The organism is Qipengyuania aquimaris (genome assembly GCF_009827445.1).
Lineage (GTDB): Bacteria > Pseudomonadota > Alphaproteobacteria > Sphingomonadales > Sphingomonadaceae > Qipengyuania > Qipengyuania aquimaris.
In genome coordinates this window covers 654,172-674,369 of the sequence record NZ_WTYI01000001.1, presented here as the reverse complement: position 1 = coordinate 674,369, position 20,198 = coordinate 654,172, and the positions used below count along the sequence as shown (strand labels likewise).

Annotated in this window: 22 protein-coding genes and 1 tRNA gene; 17 read left to right on the top strand and 6 right to left on the bottom strand. The window is 60.4% G+C overall.

Annotated features, from left to right (window positions below; translation table 11 throughout):
• The first annotated feature begins 2 nt into the window (after positions 1-2).
• Positions 3-332, top strand: coding sequence for a DUF6122 family protein (locus GRI34_RS03290; RefSeq protein ID WP_160594719.1), 330 nt, complete (start codon positions 3-5; stop codon positions 330-332).
• Between the two features lie 4 nt (positions 333-336).
• Positions 337-744 carry a YdeI/OmpD-associated family protein gene (locus GRI34_RS03285; RefSeq protein ID WP_160594718.1) on the top strand — a complete coding sequence of 136 codons (408 nt, stop codon included), beginning with the start codon at positions 337-339 and terminating at the stop codon, positions 742-744.
• Positions 745-747: 3 nt separating this feature from the next.
• Here GRI34_RS03285 and GRI34_RS03280 read toward each other — a convergent pair whose 3' ends face one another.
• A complete protein-coding gene (locus GRI34_RS03280) occupies positions 748-1,539 on the bottom strand; it encodes a Coq4 family protein (RefSeq protein WP_160594717.1) in 792 nt (263 codons plus the stop codon).
• Positions 1,540-1,635: 96 nt separating this feature from the next.
• Here GRI34_RS03280 and GRI34_RS03275 point away from each other — a divergent pair, with 96 nt between their 5' ends.
• Positions 1,636-2,307, top strand: coding sequence for a nitroreductase family protein (locus GRI34_RS03275; RefSeq protein WP_160594716.1), 672 nt, complete (start codon positions 1,636-1,638; stop codon positions 2,305-2,307).
• Positions 2,308-2,311: 4 nt separating this feature from the next.
• On the opposite strand, the gene GRI34_RS03270 is transcribed toward GRI34_RS03275, so the two are convergent.
• A complete protein-coding gene (locus GRI34_RS03270) occupies positions 2,312-3,130 on the bottom strand; it encodes a Coq4 family protein (RefSeq protein WP_160594715.1) in 819 nt (272 codons plus the stop codon).
• 76 nt (positions 3,131-3,206) lie between these two features.
• Positions 3,207-4,091 carry a phosphoserine phosphatase SerB gene (gene serB, locus GRI34_RS03265; RefSeq protein ID WP_160594714.1) on the bottom strand — a complete coding sequence of 295 codons (885 nt, stop codon included), beginning with the start codon at positions 4,089-4,091 and terminating at the stop codon, positions 3,207-3,209.
• On the opposite strand from serB, the gene miaA reads away from it, so the two are divergent.
• The 12 genes from miaA to GRI34_RS03205 all read left to right on the top strand — a co-directional run bounded on the left by miaA (position 4,084) and on the right by GRI34_RS03205 (position 16,238).
• On the top strand, positions 4,084-5,049 hold the full coding sequence (gene miaA / locus GRI34_RS03260) for a tRNA (adenosine(37)-N6)-dimethylallyltransferase MiaA (RefSeq protein ID WP_160594713.1): 966 nt from the start codon (positions 4,084-4,086) through the stop codon (positions 5,047-5,049). The two genes, serB and miaA, sit on opposite strands and share 8 nt — an antisense overlap.
• A gap of 96 nt (positions 5,050-5,145) precedes the next feature.
• Complete coding sequence (gene ilvB / locus GRI34_RS03255; RefSeq protein WP_160594712.1) at positions 5,146-6,894, top strand: biosynthetic-type acetolactate synthase large subunit; 1,749 nt, start codon at positions 5,146-5,148, stop codon at positions 6,892-6,894.
• Between the two features lie 11 nt (positions 6,895-6,905).
• Entirely contained in the window at positions 6,906-7,193 is a 288-nt protein-coding gene (locus GRI34_RS03250) for a hypothetical protein (RefSeq protein WP_160594711.1), read from the top strand.
• A complete protein-coding gene (ilvN, locus tag GRI34_RS03245; protein WP_090479858.1) occupies positions 7,190-7,705 on the top strand; it encodes an acetolactate synthase small subunit in 516 nt (171 codons plus the stop codon). Before GRI34_RS03250 ends, ilvN begins: the two co-directional genes overlap by 4 nt.
• A gap of 13 nt (positions 7,706-7,718) precedes the next feature.
• Entirely contained in the window at positions 7,719-8,753 is a 1,035-nt protein-coding gene (gene ilvC / locus GRI34_RS03240; protein WP_160594710.1) for a ketol-acid reductoisomerase, read from the top strand.
• 45 nt (positions 8,754-8,798) lie between these two features.
• Positions 8,799-9,389, top strand: a complete 591-nt coding sequence (locus GRI34_RS03235; protein ID WP_160594709.1) for a DUF6151 family protein — start codon at positions 8,799-8,801, stop codon at positions 9,387-9,389.
• Between the two features lie 84 nt (positions 9,390-9,473).
• A complete protein-coding gene (locus tag GRI34_RS03230; protein ID WP_160594708.1) occupies positions 9,474-10,118 on the top strand; it encodes a YceI family protein in 645 nt (214 codons plus the stop codon).
• Between the two features lie 42 nt (positions 10,119-10,160).
• Entirely contained in the window at positions 10,161-11,309 is a 1,149-nt protein-coding gene (locus tag GRI34_RS03225; RefSeq protein WP_160594707.1) for an alpha-hydroxy acid oxidase, read from the top strand.
• Between the two features lie 177 nt (positions 11,310-11,486).
• Positions 11,487-13,178, top strand: coding sequence for a 2-isopropylmalate synthase (leuA, locus tag GRI34_RS03220; RefSeq protein ID WP_160594706.1), 1,692 nt, complete (start codon positions 11,487-11,489; stop codon positions 13,176-13,178).
• A 402-nt stretch (positions 13,179-13,580) separates the two neighbouring features.
• Positions 13,581-14,117, top strand: a complete 537-nt coding sequence (locus tag GRI34_RS03215) for a hypothetical protein (RefSeq protein WP_160594705.1) — start codon at positions 13,581-13,583, stop codon at positions 14,115-14,117.
• A 21-nt stretch (positions 14,118-14,138) separates the two neighbouring features.
• Positions 14,139-15,188 (top strand): amidohydrolase family protein, encoded by a 1,050-nt coding sequence (locus tag GRI34_RS03210; protein WP_160594704.1) that lies wholly within the window; start codon positions 14,139-14,141, stop codon positions 15,186-15,188.
• Positions 15,189-15,269: 81 nt separating this feature from the next.
• Positions 15,270-16,238: an NAD(P)H-dependent flavin oxidoreductase gene (locus tag GRI34_RS03205; protein WP_160594703.1), complete on the top strand. Its 969-nt coding sequence runs from the start codon at positions 15,270-15,272 to the stop codon at positions 16,236-16,238.
• On the opposite strand, the gene GRI34_RS03200 is transcribed toward GRI34_RS03205, so the two are convergent.
• The 3 genes from GRI34_RS03200 to GRI34_RS03190 form a co-directional block, all read right to left on the bottom strand.
• Positions 16,235-16,756: an AHH domain-containing protein gene (locus GRI34_RS03200; protein ID WP_234028140.1), complete on the bottom strand. Its 522-nt coding sequence runs from the start codon at positions 16,754-16,756 to the stop codon at positions 16,235-16,237. The two genes, GRI34_RS03205 and GRI34_RS03200, sit on opposite strands and share 4 nt — an antisense overlap.
• Before the next feature lie 10 nt (positions 16,757-16,766).
• Complete coding sequence (locus GRI34_RS03195) at positions 16,767-17,573, bottom strand: hypothetical protein (RefSeq protein WP_160594702.1); 807 nt, start codon at positions 17,571-17,573, stop codon at positions 16,767-16,769.
• 109 nt (positions 17,574-17,682) lie between these two features.
• On the bottom strand, positions 17,683-18,168 hold the full coding sequence (locus GRI34_RS03190; protein ID WP_160594701.1) for a flavodoxin family protein: 486 nt from the start codon (positions 18,166-18,168) through the stop codon (positions 17,683-17,685).
• Positions 18,169-18,252: 84 nt separating this feature from the next.
• On the opposite strand from GRI34_RS03190, the gene recJ reads away from it, so the two are divergent.
• On the top strand, positions 18,253-20,040 hold the full coding sequence (gene recJ, locus GRI34_RS03185; RefSeq protein ID WP_160594700.1) for a single-stranded-DNA-specific exonuclease RecJ: 1,788 nt from the start codon (positions 18,253-18,255) through the stop codon (positions 20,038-20,040).
• A gap of 85 nt (positions 20,041-20,125) precedes the next feature.
• A tRNA-Glu gene (locus GRI34_RS03180) sits at positions 20,126-20,197 on the top strand.
• Position 20,198: the final 1 nt, after the last annotated feature.

Here is a 20,198-nt window from a genome sequence, read left to right as displayed (position 1 = left end):
CCGTGGCGCTGCTTCAACTTGCACTTCACTATGGCGGGCATTGGCTTGCCCCCTTCCTGATCGCCCGGCTCCTATGGGCGAAGAACTGGCTCCGCGCGGGGCTGGTCATCGTTTCGGCAAATCTGATCGACCTCGATCATTTGCTGGCCGATCCGATATTCGATCCCGACCGGTGCAGCATCGGCTTCCACCCGCTTCACGGCTGGATCGCTGCCGGCATATATTGCGCGATGCTGCTGGTGCCCAAGTGGTGGGTTCGCGCTTTCGCCGTGGGCGCGCTATGGCACCTTGCAGTCGACCTGGGCGATTGCGGCATGCAGGACTGGAACTGAAACGATGAGCGCTGGCTATTCCGACACACCCCTCGCCAAAAAGCTGTCCCTCAGGGACGGACTTACCGTGTGGTTCGACGGCATGCCCGAAAGTATCATCGACGAGATCGATGAATACGCACTGGAACTGACATTCGTCCCGGGTCCTGAGGCCGGACCGGACGCGGCCCATATCTTCGTAACCGATCAAACGGCGATGGAAGAGAAGCTGGCTGTGCTGCGCGATGCGATGTCGCCCGATGGCCATGTCTGGGTCAGCTGGCCGAAACAGGCATCAGGCGTCGCGACCGAAATCGACGAACACGCGGTGCGCGAAGCGGGGCTGGCGCTGGGGTTTGTGGACACTAAGAAATGCGCAGTGGACGAGACCTGGTCGGGCCTCAAATTCGCCATCCGCAAGGAATTGCGCTGAAGATCAGGCAGCCTGCTGCTGCGGCGGCATGATCTGGTCTTCGGTAAGGCCTTCACCGCGCATGATTTCAAGACAGCGGAAATAGGTCTCGGGCTTCCCGACGTTCAGCCGCTTGCGCGCGACTTCGATGTCCTCGCGCATCACTTGCTCGACATCCATATGCGCCAGCTTCTTCGCCGCCTTGCCGAGCCGGCGGCCTTCATTGATCGCAGCAAAGATCGGGGCGGAAGTCCCCGTACCCTTCTTGATCTGGCGCGCACCGGCATAAGCGATGAACAACACGCCGGGATTGAGATTCTGTTCGTAGCTGAAGCCGAGCAACGCGGCCTCGCCCAGAGCGTCACGCCCGTAACCGGTCAGGATGTGGAAGAGGTCGTGCGTGTCGCGCAGGCGGCAGAAATACCATTCCGTCAGATCGTCATGGCGATTTTCCGGCGGATTGAACCTGTGCGATTCCGCCACCAATCCAGCGGCGGACAATCCCTCGCGCTTCATGAAGGCAATGTACTTCGCGGCCACCGTATTCGGGCCACAGTCGGACCAACGCTCGTGATCGTCGAGCATTGCCGGGATGTCGGTTCCGTTTTTGAGGAACCGGCGCCCCTCATCGGACTGCACGAAGCTCCACGCCTGCAGGTGGCTGCGTTTGCCCTTCAGCGACTCGATAATGTGGAACACCTGCGCGGTGTCTTCCTTGTCGGCAACGAGCTTGCGGAAATGCTGCCACGCCTTGAGCGGACGAATGCCGCTGGTCTTGCGTTCCGGATGCACGAGGGGACGTTCAGAAAGTGCCATGCGAGACTCCATTGCAGGCAGCAACTTACAATACTGTAAATTGCCTGTCCATGTAACGGGTTCCCTTTCACCGCCGAAACAGGAATAGGAGGGGTCATGCTGGATCACGAAACCGTACCGTATTCTCTGCCCGCGATGGACGATGAAACGCGCATCGAGCGCGCGCGTTCGATGCGCGACAGCCTCAAGCAGCGGCACACTTGCAGGTATTTTTCCGATGCAGCGGTCCCCCGCGAGGTAATCGAGGCCGCGATCGAGGCGGCAGGCACCGCGCCCAATGGCGCCAATCACCAGCCCTGGCATTTTGCCGTGGTCTCCTCGCCAGACAGGAAACGCGCCATTCGCGAAGCCGCCGAAGCCGAAGAACGCGCTTTCTATTCCGGCAAGGCGAGCGAGGAATGGCTCGAGGCGCTTGCCCCTTTGGGGACCGATGCAGACAAGCCTTTCCTGGAAACCGCGCCATGGCTGATCGTCGTCTTCGCCCAGCGCAAAGGCGGTATCGCCGAAGACGGGAAGACGCAGAATTATTACGTCAACGAAAGCGTGGGGATCGCCTGTGGAATGCTTATCGCAACGCTCCACGAAGCGGGCCTCGCGACGTTGACACATACCCCTTCCCCGATGGGATTCCTCCGCGAAATCTGTGAACGGCCGGAACACGAGAAGCCCCTGATGGTCGTGGTTGCCGGCCTTCCCGCAGAAGGGGCAACGGTCCCCAAACACGCTCTCGACAAGAAACCCCTGTCGACGATCAGTTCCTGGCTCTGACCCGTCAGGCCTGGCGCGCCAGGAGCTGGTGCGGGTCGATATTCTCGTCCTGCCAGATCTCGTGGCAGCGGCGGTAAGCGACCGGTTCCGAAAAGCCCAAGGTCTGGCGGGCGTGATGCAGGTCCATGTGCAGCACCTCGCGGATGGGATGCCCGATAAGCCCAGCGCAGACCTTGCCCGCGCGGCGTGCTTCGCGTGCAGCATCGATGACAGGCGCCTGCGTCTGCACTGACTGCCTGATCTTCAGGGCGCCGGAGTATCCGAGAAGCAAGTGTGCCGGGCTTGGCGAATGACCGTGGGTAAACAGGAGGACACACGCCTCTCCCAGCGTGTCCCGGCCATAGCCTGTCATTACGTGCAGCAGATCATGCGTATCGCGCTGTCTCCAGCCGAACCATTCGATCATATCGCCGTAGATCGGCCTGCCGGACCATGTACCCTTCCTCGCCAGATCTTCAGCGGTCAGTCCCTGCGCCTGCATGAAATCGCAATAGGCCTGTCCGACCGTGCCCTTGGGCAGGGCCCTCAACGCTTTGTGGTCGTCCAGGATGTGCGGAAGATAAGGCTCCGACTTGCGGAGCATTTCGCCATGATCGGTCAAGGCCAAACGCTCGGCATCAGGTTCGAAATGTTCGGAAGGTAGCGCGTCGTAAATATGGAAGACGTGCGAGGTGTCTTCCTTGTTTTCGACCAGCTTTCGATAGTGATGGAGCGCGCGCCGAAGATTGCGCTTGCGATGCGGCCGTGCCGGGTGCCGGAACGGAATTCCGTCTGCAGCATGATCTACGCCCGGTCCGGCCATATGAGTAACGTCGACTACCATCTTTGATCCCGATCAGGGTGGTAGCCCAGTATTGGCGATTTCTATTGGACGGATGCGCCAAAAAACCGTCTCAATTTCAGCCTTCTACCCAATCGGATCGCGCAATCCCTAGAAGAGACAGCAAAACTGTAAGGTCTTCGCTGACAATTCGGCCGCTTGCGGCATCCCTCGCCTTGGGCTTGGCGCGGTACGCGACGCCGTAATCTGCAGCGACGATCATGGGTATGTCGTTGGCCCCGTCCCCGGTCGCCAGAACCCGCGCGCCCTCGCCCAGCTGACCGCGCTCCTCTTCCAGCGTTGCAAGCTTCGTCGATGCATCGCTGACGGGCCCTGCGAGTTTTCCGGTAAGCTCGCCGTCGGCTACAGCGAGGCGATTGCCGACCACTCGGTCGAAGCCGAGCATCTCTGCCACCGGGTCTGCAAAATGATGGAACCCTCCGGTGACGAGGACAGGGCGGCAGCCATGGCTTCGCAGGGTCTGGACCAATATACGCGCACCCGCGACGGGGCGGATGCGTTCATCGAGGCATTGCTGGATGGCCGTTTCGTCCAGCCCCTCGAGCAGTGCGACGCGTTCCCTGAGCGCCGCCTCGAAATCGAGCTCGCCGCGCATCGCGCGTTCGGTGATTTCGGCGACGTGTTCCTTGATGCCGGCATAGTCGGCCAGCTCGTCGATGCATTCCTGGCCGATCATCGTGCTATCCATGTCGGAAACGAACAGGCGCGGGACTTCGATTGCATGATCGGCCACCAGCATGTCGCAATCGCCAAACGCATCGGACAGGATGTCGGTCACCGTATCGGCCTGTCCGGCGGGAAAAGTGATTTCGAGAACTTCTCCGCAGAAATCCATCATGGCAGCGGACGCCAGCGGCATTCCCGCCTCGTCCAATCCTGCCCGCGCCTTTTCTAGGCGGGTTTCCAGTCCTTCCTGCTCTGCTATCAGTCGCGCGATGAGCACTGCCTATTCTCCTGAAGAACCGTCTCTTGAAAAACCGGTGACGCTCATCGCAGGGCCGACCGCAAGCGGCAAGAGCGATCTGGCGGTGCGCCTTGCGAAAGCCATCGAAGAAGGCGGCGGACGCGGCGTCGTCATCAACGCCGACAGCGCGCAGGTCTATTCCGATCTCCAGGCCCTTTCGGCGCGGCCCGACGAAGAAGAGATGCAGGGCATCGAGCATCGCCTGTACGGTGCATGGGACGGTGCGACCGCGTGCTCGGCAGCCGACTGGGCCGAAGCCGCCAAAGGCGAAATTTCCGCACTTCACGACGAAGGTGCGATACCGATCCTATGCGGCGGTACTGGACTTTACATGCGCACGCTATTGGAAGGCATCGCGCCCGTACCTTCTATCGTCCAAAGTCTACGTGACGAGGTAAGAGCTCTATCCCAGTCAGAGGCGCGCGAAGCGCTGGAGGCAGAGGACCCGGAGGCCGCATCCCGCCTTGCGCCGGCCGATGCTGCACGCACCGCAAGGGCACTCGAAGTCGTGCGATCGACCGGCCGAACGCTTAAGGATTGGCAGGCACGCAAGACAGGCGGTATCGCTGGGGAAATCAGCCTTTCCCCGCTTGTCCTGCTGCCCGAACGCGAATGGCTATACGAGCGCTGCGATCGCCGCTTTGTCTTGATGATGGAAGGTGGCGCGGTCGAGGAAGTGGAAAGCTTGCTCGAGCGAGGCCTCGATCCCCAGCTTCCCGTTATGCGCGCCATCGGTGTCCGCGAAATCGCGGGCTATCTCAAAGGCGAGCTATCGCGGGATGAAGCCATCGTCGCTGGCCAGATTGCGACACGTCGGTACGCCAAACGGCAATACACGTGGTTCAGGCACCAGCCGCCGGAGACATGGCCGCGAACGAGTAACATTAATGACGCTTTGGCGGATCATTTTGTTTCTTTGTTACGCAAATCGAGTTGACAACGCGCTATTCGTTACTCATACGGAGGCTCCTGTCGGCCCGGTGCTATGACCCCAGCGCCGGGCCGATTTGTGACTGGAAGTGGAGGAATACCCGTGTCGGAAGAGCGCAGCGGCGCCGCAATCCTGATCGAATGCCTTAAGCGGCAGGGTGTCGAATTCGTATTCGGCTACCCCGGCGGTGCAGTGCTGCCGATCTATGACGAGCTGTTTGCAGACGACGATATCCGGCACATCCTCGTTCGCCATGAAGCAGGCGCTGCCCACGCGGCTGAAGGCTACGCGCGTTCGACCGGCAAACCGGGCGTTGTCCTTGTCACCAGTGGTCCGGGCGCAACCAATGCAGTCACCGGCATCGCCGACGCCTACATGGACTCCATACCTATGGTGGTCATCACCGGACAGGTCCCCACCGGCCTGATCGGCACCGACGCTTTCCAGGAAGCCGATACCGTTGGTCTCACGCGCCACTGCACCAAGCACAACTATCTGGTCAAAGATCCGGAGCGCCTGCGCGCCACGATCGAGGAAGCTTTCCGCATTGCTACTACCGGGCGTCCCGGACCGGTTGTGATCGACATTCCCAAGGACGTTCAGATCGCGCTCGCATCCTGGGGCGACCAAGACGATGCGCCCCTGCCCTCGCATCGCTACCAGCCAGAAGTCGACGGCAGCGCGAGCGAGATCGAGCAGGCCATCCAGATGTTGGCGCAGGCTGAACGCCCGGTCTTCTATACCGGCGGCGGTGTCATCAACGCCGGGCCCAAGGCAACGGAGCGCTTGCGCCAATTGCAGAAGGCAACCGGCGCGCCTGTTACCAGCACCCTCATGGGCCTCGGGGCCTTTCCGGCAGACCATCCCGACTGGCTCGGAATGCTTGGCATGCATGGCACGTACGAAGCCAACATGGCGATGAACCGGGCCGATCTCATCATCGCAGTTGGTGCCCGTTTCGATGACCGCGTGACCGGCAGGCTGGACGCTTTCGCTCCTCAGGCGAAGAAGATTCACATCGACATCGACCGCGCGCAGATCAACAAGATCGTGCCGGTCGATCTCGGCATCGTGGGCGACTGCGGCAATGTGCTCGACCAGCTGCTGCAGGAATGGGGCGCGCGCAAACCCAACGACCTGTCGGAATGGCAGGCGCGTATCCTCGGCTGGAAGGCGCGCGATTGCCTCGCCTATCCCGAACGTTCCGATGTCATAATGCCGCAGAAGAGCATCGAGCGCCTGTTCGCGCTAACCAGGGACCGCGATCCCATCATCACTACCGAAGTCGGCCAGCACCAGATGTGGGCGGCGCAGTATTTCGGCTTCATGGGCCCCAACAAATGGCTGACCAGCGGCGGCCTCGGCACGATGGGTTACGGCCTGCCGGCCGCCATCGGCGCGCAGCTGGGCAATCCCGACAGCCTCGTCATCGATATTGCCGGTGAAGCGAGTATCCAGATGAATATCCAGGAGCTCGGTACGGCGAGCCAGTTCCGCCTGCCGGTCAAGGTCTTCATCCTCAACAACGAATACATGGGCATGGTCCGCCAGTGGCAGGAACTGACCTATGAAAGCCGCTATTCGAACAGCTATTCCGACAGCCTGCCCGACTTCGTGAAGTTGGCCGAAGCATATGGCTGGAAGGGCATTCGTATCGAGGATGAAAGCCAGCTCGATGCGGGGATCGAGGCGATGCTCGCCCATGACGGGCCGGTGATCGTCGATTGCCAGGTGGCCAAGGATGCCAATTGCTTCCCGATGATCCCGAGCGGTGCGGCGCATACGGAGATGCTCCTCTATGGCGACCAGGTCGGGGGCACGATGGACGACGAAGCGAAGGCGCTGGTGTGATGGGTATGCATATGAAAATCCCCACCCAATTCGCGCAGCGCGCAGAACGCAAGAAATGGTTCGCGCGCGAAGATGCGGAGCGTCTGCTCGACTGGCTCGAGGATGACGGGCACCGTTTCATCGGCATGGATGTTGCCGAAAAACGCGACGATGGCAGCTGGGTTCTGTTACTGGACCAGCTCGATCTCTCGCGCCAGACCGACAATTTCGAAGCGGTCCGCCGCGGACGCGATTTCCTGCGCGATTACGACGGAGAAGGCCGCATGTTCGAACCTGTCTGGCAGGAGCGCCAGCCGTGAAAATCGCCGAGCAGTCCAGCGAACGTCACGTCCTGAACGTGATCGTCGACAACGAAGCCGGCATTCTTGCCAAGATATCCGGCATGTTCACCGCGCGCGGTTACAATATCGACAGCCTGACGGTGGCCGACATATCGGAAGACCATGCGATCAGCCGGATCACCATCGTGACCCGCGGTCCCGAGCCGGTGATCGACCAGATCCGCGCCCAGCTGGAGCGGCTGGTACCGGTCCACAAGGTCATCGACCTGACCGAACACGGCGCGCACGTCGAACGCGAACTGGCTTTGGTGAAGGTCGCCGGAAAGGGCGACGACCGGGTCGAGGCGCTACGCATTGCAGAGTTGTTTCGCGCGAATGTCGTCGACACCACGACGCAAAGCTTCGTTTTCGAGCTAACCGGCGCGCCGGACAAGATCGACAGTTTCATCGTCCTGATGCGTGAACTCGGCCTCGTCGAGGTCGGCCGCTCGGGGATCGTTGGTATGATGCGCGGGCCAGACCGCGCCTAATATGGGGTTAGAAATGCAAGTTTATTACGACGCCGATTGCGACCAGCAGCTGATCAAGGACAAGAAGGTCGCCATTGTCGGTTACGGCAGCCAGGGCCACGCTCACGCGCAGAACCTTCGCGACAGCGGTGTGGGCGAAGTCGTCATTGCCCTGCGCGAAGGCTCGGCCACGGCAAAGAAAGCCGAAGGCGCAGGCTTCACCGTCAAGACTGTCTCGGAAGCCGCCGAATGGGCCGACGTGCTCATGATCCTCGCGCCCGACGAGCACCAGGCTGCGATCTATGCGGGCGAGGTTGCGGGCAAGATGCGTCCCGGAACCGCCCTCGCCTTCGCGCACGGTCTCAATATTCACTTCGGCCTGATCGATCCGCCCGCTGACGTGGACGTCATCATGATTGCCCCCAAGGGCCCCGGCCACACGGTTCGCGGTGAGTACATCAAGGGCGGCGGCGTCCCCTGCCTCATCGCCGTCCACCAGGAAAGCATCCAATCCGGCGGCAACGGCTTCGCCAAGCAACTGGCGCTCTCTTATGCCAGCGCAGTCGGCGGCGGTCGGTCGGGCATCATCGAGACCGATTTCAAGGAAGAGTGCGAAACCGACCTCTTCGGCGAACAGGCAGTGCTTTGCGGCGGGATCACCCACCTGATCCAGGCCGGTTTCGAAACGCTGGTCGAGGCCGGATACGCGCCTGAAATGGCCTATTTCGAATGCCTCCACGAAACCAAGCTGATCGTCGACCTGCTCTATGAAGGCGGCATCGCGAACATGCGCTATTCGATTTCGAACACCGCAGAATATGGCGACATCAAGACCGGCCCGCGCATCATCACCGAAGAGACCAAGGCCGAGATGGGCCGCGTGCTCAAGGACATCCAGTCGGGTCGCTTCGTGAAAGATTTCGTGCTCGACAACCAGGCGGGACAGCCCGAGCTCAAGGCCAGCCGCAAGGCCGCAGCAGCCCACCCGATCGAGAAGACCGGAGCGCAGCTTCGCGCCATGATGCCGTGGATCGGCGCCAACAAGCTCGTCGACAAAGAACGCAATTAGTCGAAAACCCTTTGCGGTTCAGCGCGATACGGAGAGGGTGAGGTCATGACGGACCTCGCCTTCTCTTGCGCTTGCGGCACCGTGACGGGTGTCGTGAAAGATGTCGGTCCCGGTGAAGGGGACCACGTCTATTGTCACTGCACCGATTGCCAGTCGGTACCGAAGTTCCTCGGTGCAGAAGACCGCATATTGGACGAGGCTGGTGGGACCGAACTTTACCAGACCCGTTGCGCCCGGCTCGCATTCTATTCGGGCGCGGACCAGCTTGCAGGTCTTCACATGACCGACAAGCCGACCTTACGCTGGTTTGCAAAGTGCTGCGACACGCCGATGTTCAACACCTACGCGAACGGGAAGCTTCCCTATACAACCGTGCTTGTCGCGAATTGCGAACCGGGAGGACGCGCAGCCCTTGGTCCGGTACGGGGACACCTCTTCTTGGAAGACGCTCCCGGCAACACCGATGGCCTGAAGCCACTTTCGATGAACGCCCTGCTGCGCAGCTTCTTCAAGCGCCTGATCCGCGATATTTTTTCCGGCGACCGGAGGCGCAATCCGCTGTTCGATCCGATGACATTGCAGCCGATAGCCACTCCGCGAAGGCTCACACCGGACGAACGTCGCGCACTCGGTTAGAGTGATCGGATTTTCGTGTCGCCTAATCAGGAACGAGGCTGGCGCTGCGGTTTTGCAAGAGGGCATTCCCGCAGGAGACCGAACATGAAAAAGCCGATCCTCGCCCTAGCCCTCGCCACCAGCGCAGGCCTAGCCGTCACTTCGTTTTCTGCCCAGGGAAAAGGCCAGGTGCCGGGTGCCGTCGACGCCAGCCGCGTCGCTGCCGGCAACTACGCCCTCGATCCCGCGCACACCCTCGTGCAGTGGAGCTTGAGCCACTTCGGCTTCAACGACTACTTTGGACTGTTCGGCGATATCGAGGGCACTATGACCTTCGATCCTGCGGACATCGAAGCGAGCAGTTTCGACATCTCGATCCCCATCACCAGCGTGGCCGTGCCTAGTGAGGGCTTGCGCGACCATCTCCTGCGCCCGGGCAAGGACGGGGCGGAACCAGACTTCTTCGGCCCAGATCCGGAAGCGGCACGGTTCGTTTCGACTTCCGTTCGCCGGGTCGGCGACACATCGGCGGTTGTTACCGGACAGCTGACGATGAACGGCAACACCGGTCCGGTCACCATGCTCGTCGACTTCACCGGCGCAGGCCAGAATCCCATGAACGAAGCGCGCACAGTCGGTTTCCACGCGCGCGCAACAATCGACCGGACGCAATGGGGTATCGATTACCTCGCGCCAGTAGTCGGAAGCGAAGTCGACCTCGACATAAGCGCAGCCTTCGAACTGCAGTAAGGCCTCTCGACAAGCGCATCGCGAGCCTTCACGACGGTCCGCATGCGCTTGTCCGACTGCCACAATATCGATGATTTCCGCAAGCTGGCCAAGGCTCGGTTGCCGTGGCCGGTCTTCGACTATATCGACGGTGCCGCAGACGACGAGCTGACGAAGGCCCGCAACACCAGCGCGTTCGACAGTGTCGACCTGGTGCCGGACGTACTTGCCGGTGTGGGCGAGATCGACACTAGCTGCACCATCATGGGGCGAAAGAGCGAGCTTCCCCTCATGCTCAGCCCGACAGCCCTGCAGCGAGCTTTCCACCGCGACGGCGAGCGCGCAGTCGCACTCGCTGCGGAGAAATTCGGCCTGTGGTTCGGTATCTCGAGCCTGGCGACACACTCGATCGAGGAAATCGCCAGCCTGACCAGCGGCCCCAAGCTGTTCCAGCTCTACGTCCACAAGGATAAGGGCCTCAACGCGAGCATGATCGAACGCTGTCAGGAAAGCCACTTCGACGCTTTGGCGCTCACAGTAGACACGATCGTATCGGGCAAGAGGGAGCGCTGCCTGCGCTCGGGATTCACCACCCCGCCCCGCTTTTCCGCCTCATCGCTGTGGAGTTACGCGACGCGGCCGTACTGGACACTCAATTACATTTTCTCCCCCAGGTTCCGCCTGCCCAACCTGGATGGCCATGTGCAGGAGGGAACCGGCAAGGCCGTGAGCATCCAGGATTACTTCAACACCATGCTCGACACGAACATGGATTGGGACACCGCCGCACGGATACGGCAGGACTGGGGCGGCACGTTCTGCCTCAAGGGCGTCATGAGCGCTGCCGATGCAAGGCGCGCAGTCGAGATCGGAGCGGACGCGATCATGATCTCGAACCATGGTGGACGGCAGCTTGACGGCAGCCGCGCCCCTTTCGACCAATTGCAGGAAATCGTCGATGCCGTCGGAGGCGAGATCGAAATCATCTGCGACGGCGGCGTTCGGCGTGGCACCCACGTTTTGAAAAGCCTTGCGATGGGCGCAACCGCTGCATCCGGTGGCAGGCTCTACCTCTATGCTCTCGCCGCGGCCGGCCAGGAAGGTGTCGAGCGCGCACTTGCCATACTGCAGGACGAAATCGAGCGGGGCATGCGCCTCATGGGTGTTACAAACGTGCAAGAATTGACCCGCGATCGCCTGCGTTGGCGATAGAAAAGAAAACTTCACCTTGTCCTGCGCGAAAAATTGCGCAATTCATCATGCTATGAACCGCATCGGACTACTTCTGCGACTTACACGCCCTTGGGCGTGAACTCGGTGTGCCATCAGGGTGCACCGCGCACCCAAGGGCCTTTCCGACGATAGCCGAACCCCGATACGAGTTTCTCCATGCCAATGCTCAGCGACCCCAGCGCCAAATACTCGGCCTTTCCCCAGGTCCCCCTGACCGATCGTCAGTGGCCAACCAGAACAATCACCGCCCCGCCCCGCTGGCTGTCGACCGATCTTCGGGACGGGAACCAGGCAATCGTCGATCCGATGGATGCGCACAAGAAGAACCGCTTCTTCGATCTCCTCGTCGAGATCGGCGTGAAAGAGATCGAAGTCGGCTTTCCCAGCGCGGGCGCGACAGAGTTCGATTTCATCAGCGGCCTCGTCCAATCAGGCCGCGTCCCGGACGATGTGCTGGTGCAAGTCCTCACCCAAAGCAGGGAAGACCTGATCCGTACGAGCTTCGCCAGTCTCAAGGGGGCGAAGCAGGCCATTGTGCACCTCTACAACGCGGTCAGCCCCGCATGGCGCGAAGTCGTTTTCGGCATGACGCGGGAGCAGGTGCGCGATATCGCCGTTCGCGGTGCCAAGGTCATGCGCGACGAGGCGGGGCAGCAACCGGGCACCGACTGGCACTTCCAGTATTCGCCGGAAACATTCTCAACCGCAGAGCTCGATTTCAGCCTCGAGGTTTGCGAAGCGGTGATGGAAGTTCTTGCCCCCACTCCCGAACATCCGATCATCCTCAACCTGCCTGCGACGGTGGAAGCGGCCACTCCGAATATCTACGCAGACCAGGTGGAATATTTCATCCGCAACCTGCCCAATCGGGACAGTGCGGTCATCAGCCTTCACACCCATAACGATCGTGGCACCGGCGTTGCTGCAGCCGAACTGGCCCTGATGGCCGGAGCGGACCGAGTTGAAGGATGCCTTTTCGGAAACGGCGAGCGGACGGGGAACTGCTGCCTCGTAACGATGGCGCTCAACATGTACACGCAGGGTATCGATCCCCGCCTCGATTTCTCCGACATTGACCGGGTTATCGAGACGGTGGAGTACTGCAACGAACTGCCCGTGCACCAGCGCCATCCCTACGGCGGCGAGCTGGTCTACACCGCGTTCTCGGGCAGCCATCAGGACGCAATCAAGAAGGGATTCGCGGCCCATGAGGTGCAGAACGATCCTCATTGGCGCGTCCCCTACCTGCCAATAGATCCTGCCGATCTCGGGCGCACTTATGAGGCGGTCATCCGCGTTAATTCGCAATCCGGCAAGGGAGGCTTTGCATGGGTCCTCGAACAGGATCAGGGCCTCAAGCTGCCGAAGAAAATGCAGGCCGATTTCAGCCCCCATGTCCAGCGCATGGCAGACGAGCTCGGCCGCGAACTGGGCGCAGCGGACATCTGGGAAGCCTTCAAACGGGCTTACCACGTCCAAACCAGCGAGAAGCGCTTCCAGCTTGTCGATTATGACGAGCGGCGCGCATCGGACGGCACCAGGCTGTTCAGCGGGACGATCGCTGTCGATGGTGTCGAGCAAAGCGTTTCCGGCCGCGGCAACGGCCTGATCTCCTCGGTGCTTTCGACCATCGAAAAGGCGTTTGGCCTGCAACTCGAAATTATTGATTATAGCGAGCACGCACTGACCACCGGTCGCGACAGCCAGGCCGCGGCATATCTCGAATGCCGCGACGGAGAGGGTAACACTATATGGGGATGCGGCATCGATGAAGATGTCGCGACAGCCAGTGTTCGGTCGGTGCTTAGCGCGGCAAATTCCGCAGTATCGAGAGCGCCCCGAGACTAATTGTGTCCCACAGCGGGATTGCATGCTGGTTCTATACAAGCGCAACATACTGTGTATGGTAAGAACAGGGTCACTATCGCAATAAAACAGGCTGTTATCGCCGCTGGATGAGTAGCAATCCCGTTGGAAGACCCCTTCTACGTCATCAAGGCTGACCATCTGCCGGCGCTTTATTATCTGGAGCGTTCGCACCCTCGCCCGCGTCGTATGGAATGGATCAATCGGGGCACCAATTCGGTGCTGCGGCCTTCCACCGTCGATATGCTTTTGCGCACGCTTTTTAGGCATCCGCGCTCGCCGAGTGTCAAGAAACTGCACGAATCCTCGGGGCTGAGGGTCACATTCCCTGGCGAGTCCGAAAGAGACAAGTTCGCCCGCACCTTCCTGGAAGCGCGGCGTCACATGAGATCGAATTCCGCCCGAATAGTGACGGCGGTCTTCGAAGGTTCGGGAAGCGCAGAAGCGGCCGTAGAGAAACTGCGTCAGGAAGGCATTCCGGACAAAGCCGTGTCGATGGTGTGGCGGACCAGCCAATATCTCGACGCGGATTACAAGCCGAGCGAAGGGCATGGCTATCTCGGCATTGCCTCTGCCATGGCTGGCGGCGGTATCGCAGGTGCAATGCTCGGAACAGCGATCCTTATCATTCCCGGCGTCGGTCCGGTAGCGGTTGCCGGAGCTCTTACCGCCTCTGCGTTCTCTTCCGTGGCTGCATTTTCCGGGATTATCGGCGCAACCGGGAGCGGCATCGCCAAGATGCTGACCGACCATGATGTGGATGGTGTCGCTGCCACTCTTTATGAGCAGGAAATTCGGAAAGGGCGCGTTTTCGTTTCGGTCGACTGTGTTGATGCAAATTGCGATCCGGCCAAGATCCACAAGACGCTCGACGAGGCCGGTGGCAAGACGGCAGGACTGGAATCTGGCGGCCTATCCTAGTGCCTTTGCAGGAGATTGAAGATGTCGGAAGAAATTCTCGAACCCGAACTGCCAATCATCGATCCCCATCATCACCTGTGGGACCTGAGGCCGCTCGTTCCTGCCTTTCCCGAACCTCGCCACGACTTCATCGAAGCGATCGCAGGTGCAGCCTATTACACTTTCGACGAGTTGATGGCTGACATCAACACGGGTCACAACATCATTGGCACGGTCTTCATGGAATGCGGCGCATTCTATGATGCCACTCGAGACGATGCGCTGAAAAGTGTCGGTGAAGTCGAGTTCGTCAACGGTGTGGCCGCGCAGGGTGCCAGCGGACTCTATGGGGATATTCGCCCCTGTGCCGGCATTGTCGGTCATGCCGATTTGACGCTAGGGGATGCGGTCCGCCCTGTCGTCGAAGCGCTGGTCGCTGCGGGGAACGGGCGTTTCAGGGGCATACGCCACGCGAGTGCGTGGGACGCCGATCCTGAGGTCCTCGGCCCGCCGTTTCACGCTCCCGAAGGCCTGTATCGCAGTGACGCATTCCTGGTCGGTTTCGAAGCCTATTCCGAATACGGACTAACCTTCGATGCCTGGCTTCTCGAGCCGCAACTTGGCGACGTCATCGAATTGGCGAAAAGGTTTCCGGAGCAGGTAATCATCCTCGACCATTGCGGCACACCGCTCAACATCGCGAGTTATCGCGGCAAACTGCATGAAAACTTTGATCGCTGGCGCAGATCGATCCACGCGCTCGCCGAATGCCCCAACGTATCGGTGAAGCTGGGAGGCCTGGCGATGGCATTTTGCGGCATGCCCGAAGAAGGCCCTGCGAAGGGTCACGGGTCGGAGCATCTGGCAGCGCTCTGGCGCCCGTACGTCGAGACTTGCATCGAGAGCTTTGGCCCGGATCGCGCGATGTTCGAAAGCAACTATCCTGTCGATAGATGGGGTGCGAGCTATTCTGTCCTGTGGAATGCATTCAAGCGCCTGGCACAAGGCCATTCCGCCGATGAGAAGCGCGCGCTCTTCGCTGGCACCGCGGCACGCGTATACGGTATGGAACACTTGCTGGATGGGGCCTGACGTTTACGTAACGTCACACTCGACAAGTCGGATGCTGCGCCATAGGCACGCTGCTTCAGAAGAGTAGAGGAGCCTTCCAGCATGAGCCTGCCTGCCCCGTTCGACAAACTGCGCATTCCGGTAATCGGATCGCCTCTCTTCATCGTGTCCGGGCCGGAGTTGGTGATCGCCCAATGCAAGGCCGGTATTGTCGGCAGCTTCCCGGCTCTCAACGCGCGTCCGCAAAGCGAACTGGACGAATGGCTTCATCGTATCACCGAAGAACTGGCAGCCCACAACCGGGACAACCCGGATCGCCCGGCAGCGCCATTCGCGGTCAATCAGATCGTTCATCGATCCAATGACCGCATCGAAGCGGATATGGCGACCTGCGCGAAATGGCAGGTTCCACTGGTAATCACCTCCCTAGGCGCGAGGGAAGAAATCTTCGACGCGGTCCGCGGTTGGGGCGGCATCACCATGCATGACGTCATCAACAATCGCTTCGCTCACAAAGCCATCGAGAAGGGCGCCGATGGGCTCATCCCGGTCGCCGCAGGCGCTGGCGGCCATGCCGGTACGCTCAGCCCCTTCGCCTTGATGCAGGAAATCCGCGAGTGGTTCGATGGATTGGTCGCGCTATCCGGTTCGATCGCCCACGGTCGCTCTATCCTGGCAGCGCAAGCTCTCGGAGCCGATTTTGCCTATATCGGTTCGCCGTGGATCGCGACCGAGGAAGCGAACGCCGTCGACGGTTACAAGGAAGGCATCGTCGAAGGCAGCGCAGACGGCATCGTCTATTCCAACCTCTTCACCGGGGTGCATGGTAATTACCTGCGTTCCAGCATCGAAAACGCTGGCCTCGATCCGGAAAACCTTCCGGAAAGTGACCCGAGCAAAATGAACTTCGGCAGTGGCGGCAACACCAAGGCCAAGGCATGGAAAGACATCTGGGGTTCAGGGCAAGGTATCGGAACGGTGAAGAACGTGGGCCCGGTAGAGGACATGGTAGCCCGGCTGGAAAGCGAATACACCACAGCCAAGAAGGCTCTCGCCGAAGCGACCGCCTAGGCTGCGGCCGCCCACAGATCATCGGCCAGGGCATCGAGTTCCGAGAAATCGATGCTCTTGCCGGTCGGATCCCTGCGATTGAGACGGATCGGGCGCGCCTCATCCAGAAGCTGCTTGCGAAGCGCGTTTTGGAGCATTCTCAAGTCGGCAATCGCATCGCGGCCAGCCGCGTCGCAATCGGACTTGCGGCGAACTGTCCATAAGGCCTCGATATCCCCGACGCGATCTATCACCATGGCATTGTAATCCTGATGCGGGCCGCGGTGGAGAGGTAATGCCGTGCGCTGTGCAGCCCTTTCGCACGACGGCAACAGCATGCCGTTTATCCTGAAGTCGTCAAAACCGATGCGCTCTCGTCCCAACGCAGCGAACATCGAGCCGAAACAAGAACGATTCAGCAATTGCCGCGGCAGAAGATGATGTCGTTGCATTGCCGGATCATGGTCCCGCGCTCCTCGCCGGTTGACCGCACGAAAAGGCACGCGAAAGCGCTCGTCCAGATAGAGATGGCGACCCAAAACGATTTCCTTACATCTTGCGAACCTCGATCAGATGCTCGGGGGCCGGCGCGACGAACAGTTCCTCCCCTTCATCGCAGATGAATCGTGTCTCTTGATCCAAGCGCCCGAGCGGCATCAGTTCATTGATCAATCGTATCGCAATGCGCGTTGCTGCATTTCGATCTCGTGATAGATCCGGCGAGAGAGCCAGCTCACGGCCCAAAAACCATTGCAACCCATCGGAACGAAGACGCCCTTCGCGATCGAGATAGTATCCAATCAGTCCGAGAGCAGGGAAAGGTCCTCCCTCAATCCATGAAGAAGCGAGCGAGGTGAAAACCGACCGAGACATCGCCGATCCACTCGGCCCCCAGCACAGAGATTCAACACCTTCGAGAGCCTTAGTCAGATCCATCGCAGTATCTAGCAATGCTCGCACGACAGGAATGCTGTTCGATGCATCCGCCAGATGGGGACCAGGCGTAAGCGCGATGGTATCCTGAGAGGCCAAGTCGATATCGGATGAAATGCTCAGTCGATGTCTGACTGGCGGCAAAGCGAGCTTCGGTCCTGGAGCAAGTCCGAGACAATCGAACGTCATTCCCCATTTAAGCAATTCCAGCCATGTGCCGTCCCGCCTGACAGCGCCAGCTTCACGAGCTTGACGGTGCAGAGCATCCCGCTCGAAAGGATCGTGACTGATTGAAGTGTCTTGGATAGTCGAGATAGCATCGATCAAATCCGACCTTTGCGGTCGGCGATCGCGATCAAAGATCAAGAATAAGGCATCAACAGGAGCCGGTCGATCATTCGCTTCTACCGACCCCTTCAACATAGTGCGTCCCAAATCCCCGATCCCACTGATTTCAAGCCTTTAGCGAAATGCTCTATGACGTCGAGGCTCTTGCGCCGAATTACTTCCAGACTGGTTGATTCTACTGCGTCTAGAAAATTCCCTGCCCGATGCCTTCGGCGAATGCCTCCCCCAGACTTCTCGCGGTCCTCAACTGATCTTCAGGGACAACCTTCGATGCCAATATCGCTTCGGCAGTCTGGGCATCCGTATTGACGATCAAATGATCGAAGACGCGCTTCAACCTCCAGCCTTTCGCGATACGATCGATCTGGCGCTGCGCCCCTTCCCCGTCGGAACCCGCCGCTATGATAGTGGCAAAAGCCCTGCCTTCGATTTTTCCCAGCACCGGGTAATAGCAGCGATCGAACATCTCTTTCATGCAGCCGCTCATCGATGCGAGGTTCTCCGGGCAAACGAAGAGATACCCAGCCGCCTCGAGGATATCGGCCGGTTCCACCTCGCCCGCGGCAAGAAGGATTGCTGCTTCTCCGGCGCCATCCTTGGCGGCTTTGGCGAGCGACTCGCTCGTGCCTGTTCGGCTATGCCAGATTATGAGTAGCGGCCCTGTTTCCATCTCACTCTGAACCATCCAGCATGGCTGTCGATTGTCAATGGCGGCAGCTTGCTGCGCACTAGCAGTAGAAGGTAGAACATCAGCATGGCTACATCAGCACTGCCCTATGTTTATGGCGTTTCGCGCTCGCTCTCCGGAAAAGCGTGGCGCTGGCGCGGAGGCAATATGGACCTCGGGCAGGGAAATTTCGCGGGCGGCAACGACATCCTGCGGCAGATCCTGCTCGCGCGCGGGGTGGCTTCCGACGACATCGATCGCCACATGACCCCGACCCTGCGCGATTTCCTTCCGGATCCGTCCGAATTCAATGACATGGACGTGGCTGCAGAACGTATTGCGCAGGCTATCCTGACGAATGAGAAAATCACCGTTTACGGCGATTACGACGTCGATGGCGCGACCAGTTCCGCGCTGCTGATCCGGCTGCTTCGGGAGCTCGGTGTCGATGCGGACTACTATATCCCGGATCGCCTGCTGGAAGGTTACGGTCCGTCGGGCGAAGCGCTGATCAAGCTGGGTCAATCCGGCTCCAGCCTCGTGGTTACGGTAGACTGCGGCGCAATGGCTCATGATGCATTGTCCATGGCAAGCGATGCGGGCGTGGACGTGATCGTCGTCGATCACCACAAATGCTCGCCCGAACTTCCGCGCACGGTCGCGCTCGTAAATCCGAACCGGCTAGATGAGAACGACCTTGCCGCAGCGCATGGCCATCTCGCGGCAGTTGGTGTGGCCTTTCTGCTGGCGATCGCGCTCGTCCGGACTCTGCGCGAAAGCGGATATTTCGAGAACCGTCCCGCACCCGACCTGCTCGCCCTGCTCGACCTCGTCGCGCTTGGCACTGTCGCCGATGTCGCCGCCTTGCATGGTCTTAACCGTGCATTCGTCGCACAGGGCCTGAAAGTGATGGGCAAGCGCGCCAATACGGGCATGGCGGCACTCATCGATGCCAGCCGGCTCAAGCGTAGTCCGGTCTGCTCCGATCTGGGCTTTGCGTTGGGACCGCGCATCAACGCTGGTGGGCGCGTCGGCGAATCCACCTTGGGCGTGCGATTGCTCACCACGCAGGATACGGAGGAAGCTGCGCAGATTGCCGCTCAGCTTTCTGCACTCAACGAGGAACGGCGCGCCATCGAGGCCGAAGTCCAGCAGGCGGCGGAAGAACAGCTCGCCGCCCAGCACAATCGTGCCGTCCACGTTCTCAGCGGCGAAGGGTGGCATCCCGGCGTGATTGGCATTGTCGCTGGGCGGATCAAGGAAAAGACCGGCAAACCCTCGGTTGTCATCGCGGTGGACGAGGCGTCAGGGGAAGGCAAAGGATCGGGACGTTCGATCTCCGGCGTAGATCTGGGCGCTGCCATTATCCGTGCGCGCGAGGAAGGCCTTCTGGTCAAGGGTGGCGGACACGCGATGGCAGCAGGACTCTCGGTAGAGGCCGGCAAGATCGATGCGCTGGCCGATTGGCTCGACAGCCATCTCGAGCAGGCGGTCGCACGCGCTTCCGACAACCTCGAGATGCTGCTTGATATCGCGGTCGCTCCGGGAGGTCTCACGCCCGAGCTGGTCGACACGCTTGATGCCGGGGGGCCTTACGGGGTTGGCTGGCCAGGTCCGCGTGTAGCAGTCGGTCCCGTGCGGCTCGTGAAATGCGATATCGTGGGCACGGACCATGTCCGCCTGATTGCCAGCGGCGATGACGGAAAAAGCTTTAAGGGAATCGCATTCCGGGCCGCCGACAGCGAGATGGGCCAGGCCCTTCTCCGTGGCTCGCGTGGACGACGACTGTGGCTGGCAGGCCGCGCAAAGATCGACGATTGGGGCAGCCGTCCGCATGCGGAACTGCACCTCGAAGACGCCGCTTTCGCAGACTGATCGGCAAGTTGCACAATTCGAGGCTTGACGCTTTCGACGCCCCCGCCTAAGTGCCCCGCCACGCCACCGACCCGGCAACGGGTGTGGCCCGTTCGTCTAGCGGTTAGGACGCGGCCCTTTCACGGCTGAAACACGGGTTCGATTCCCGTACGGGTCAC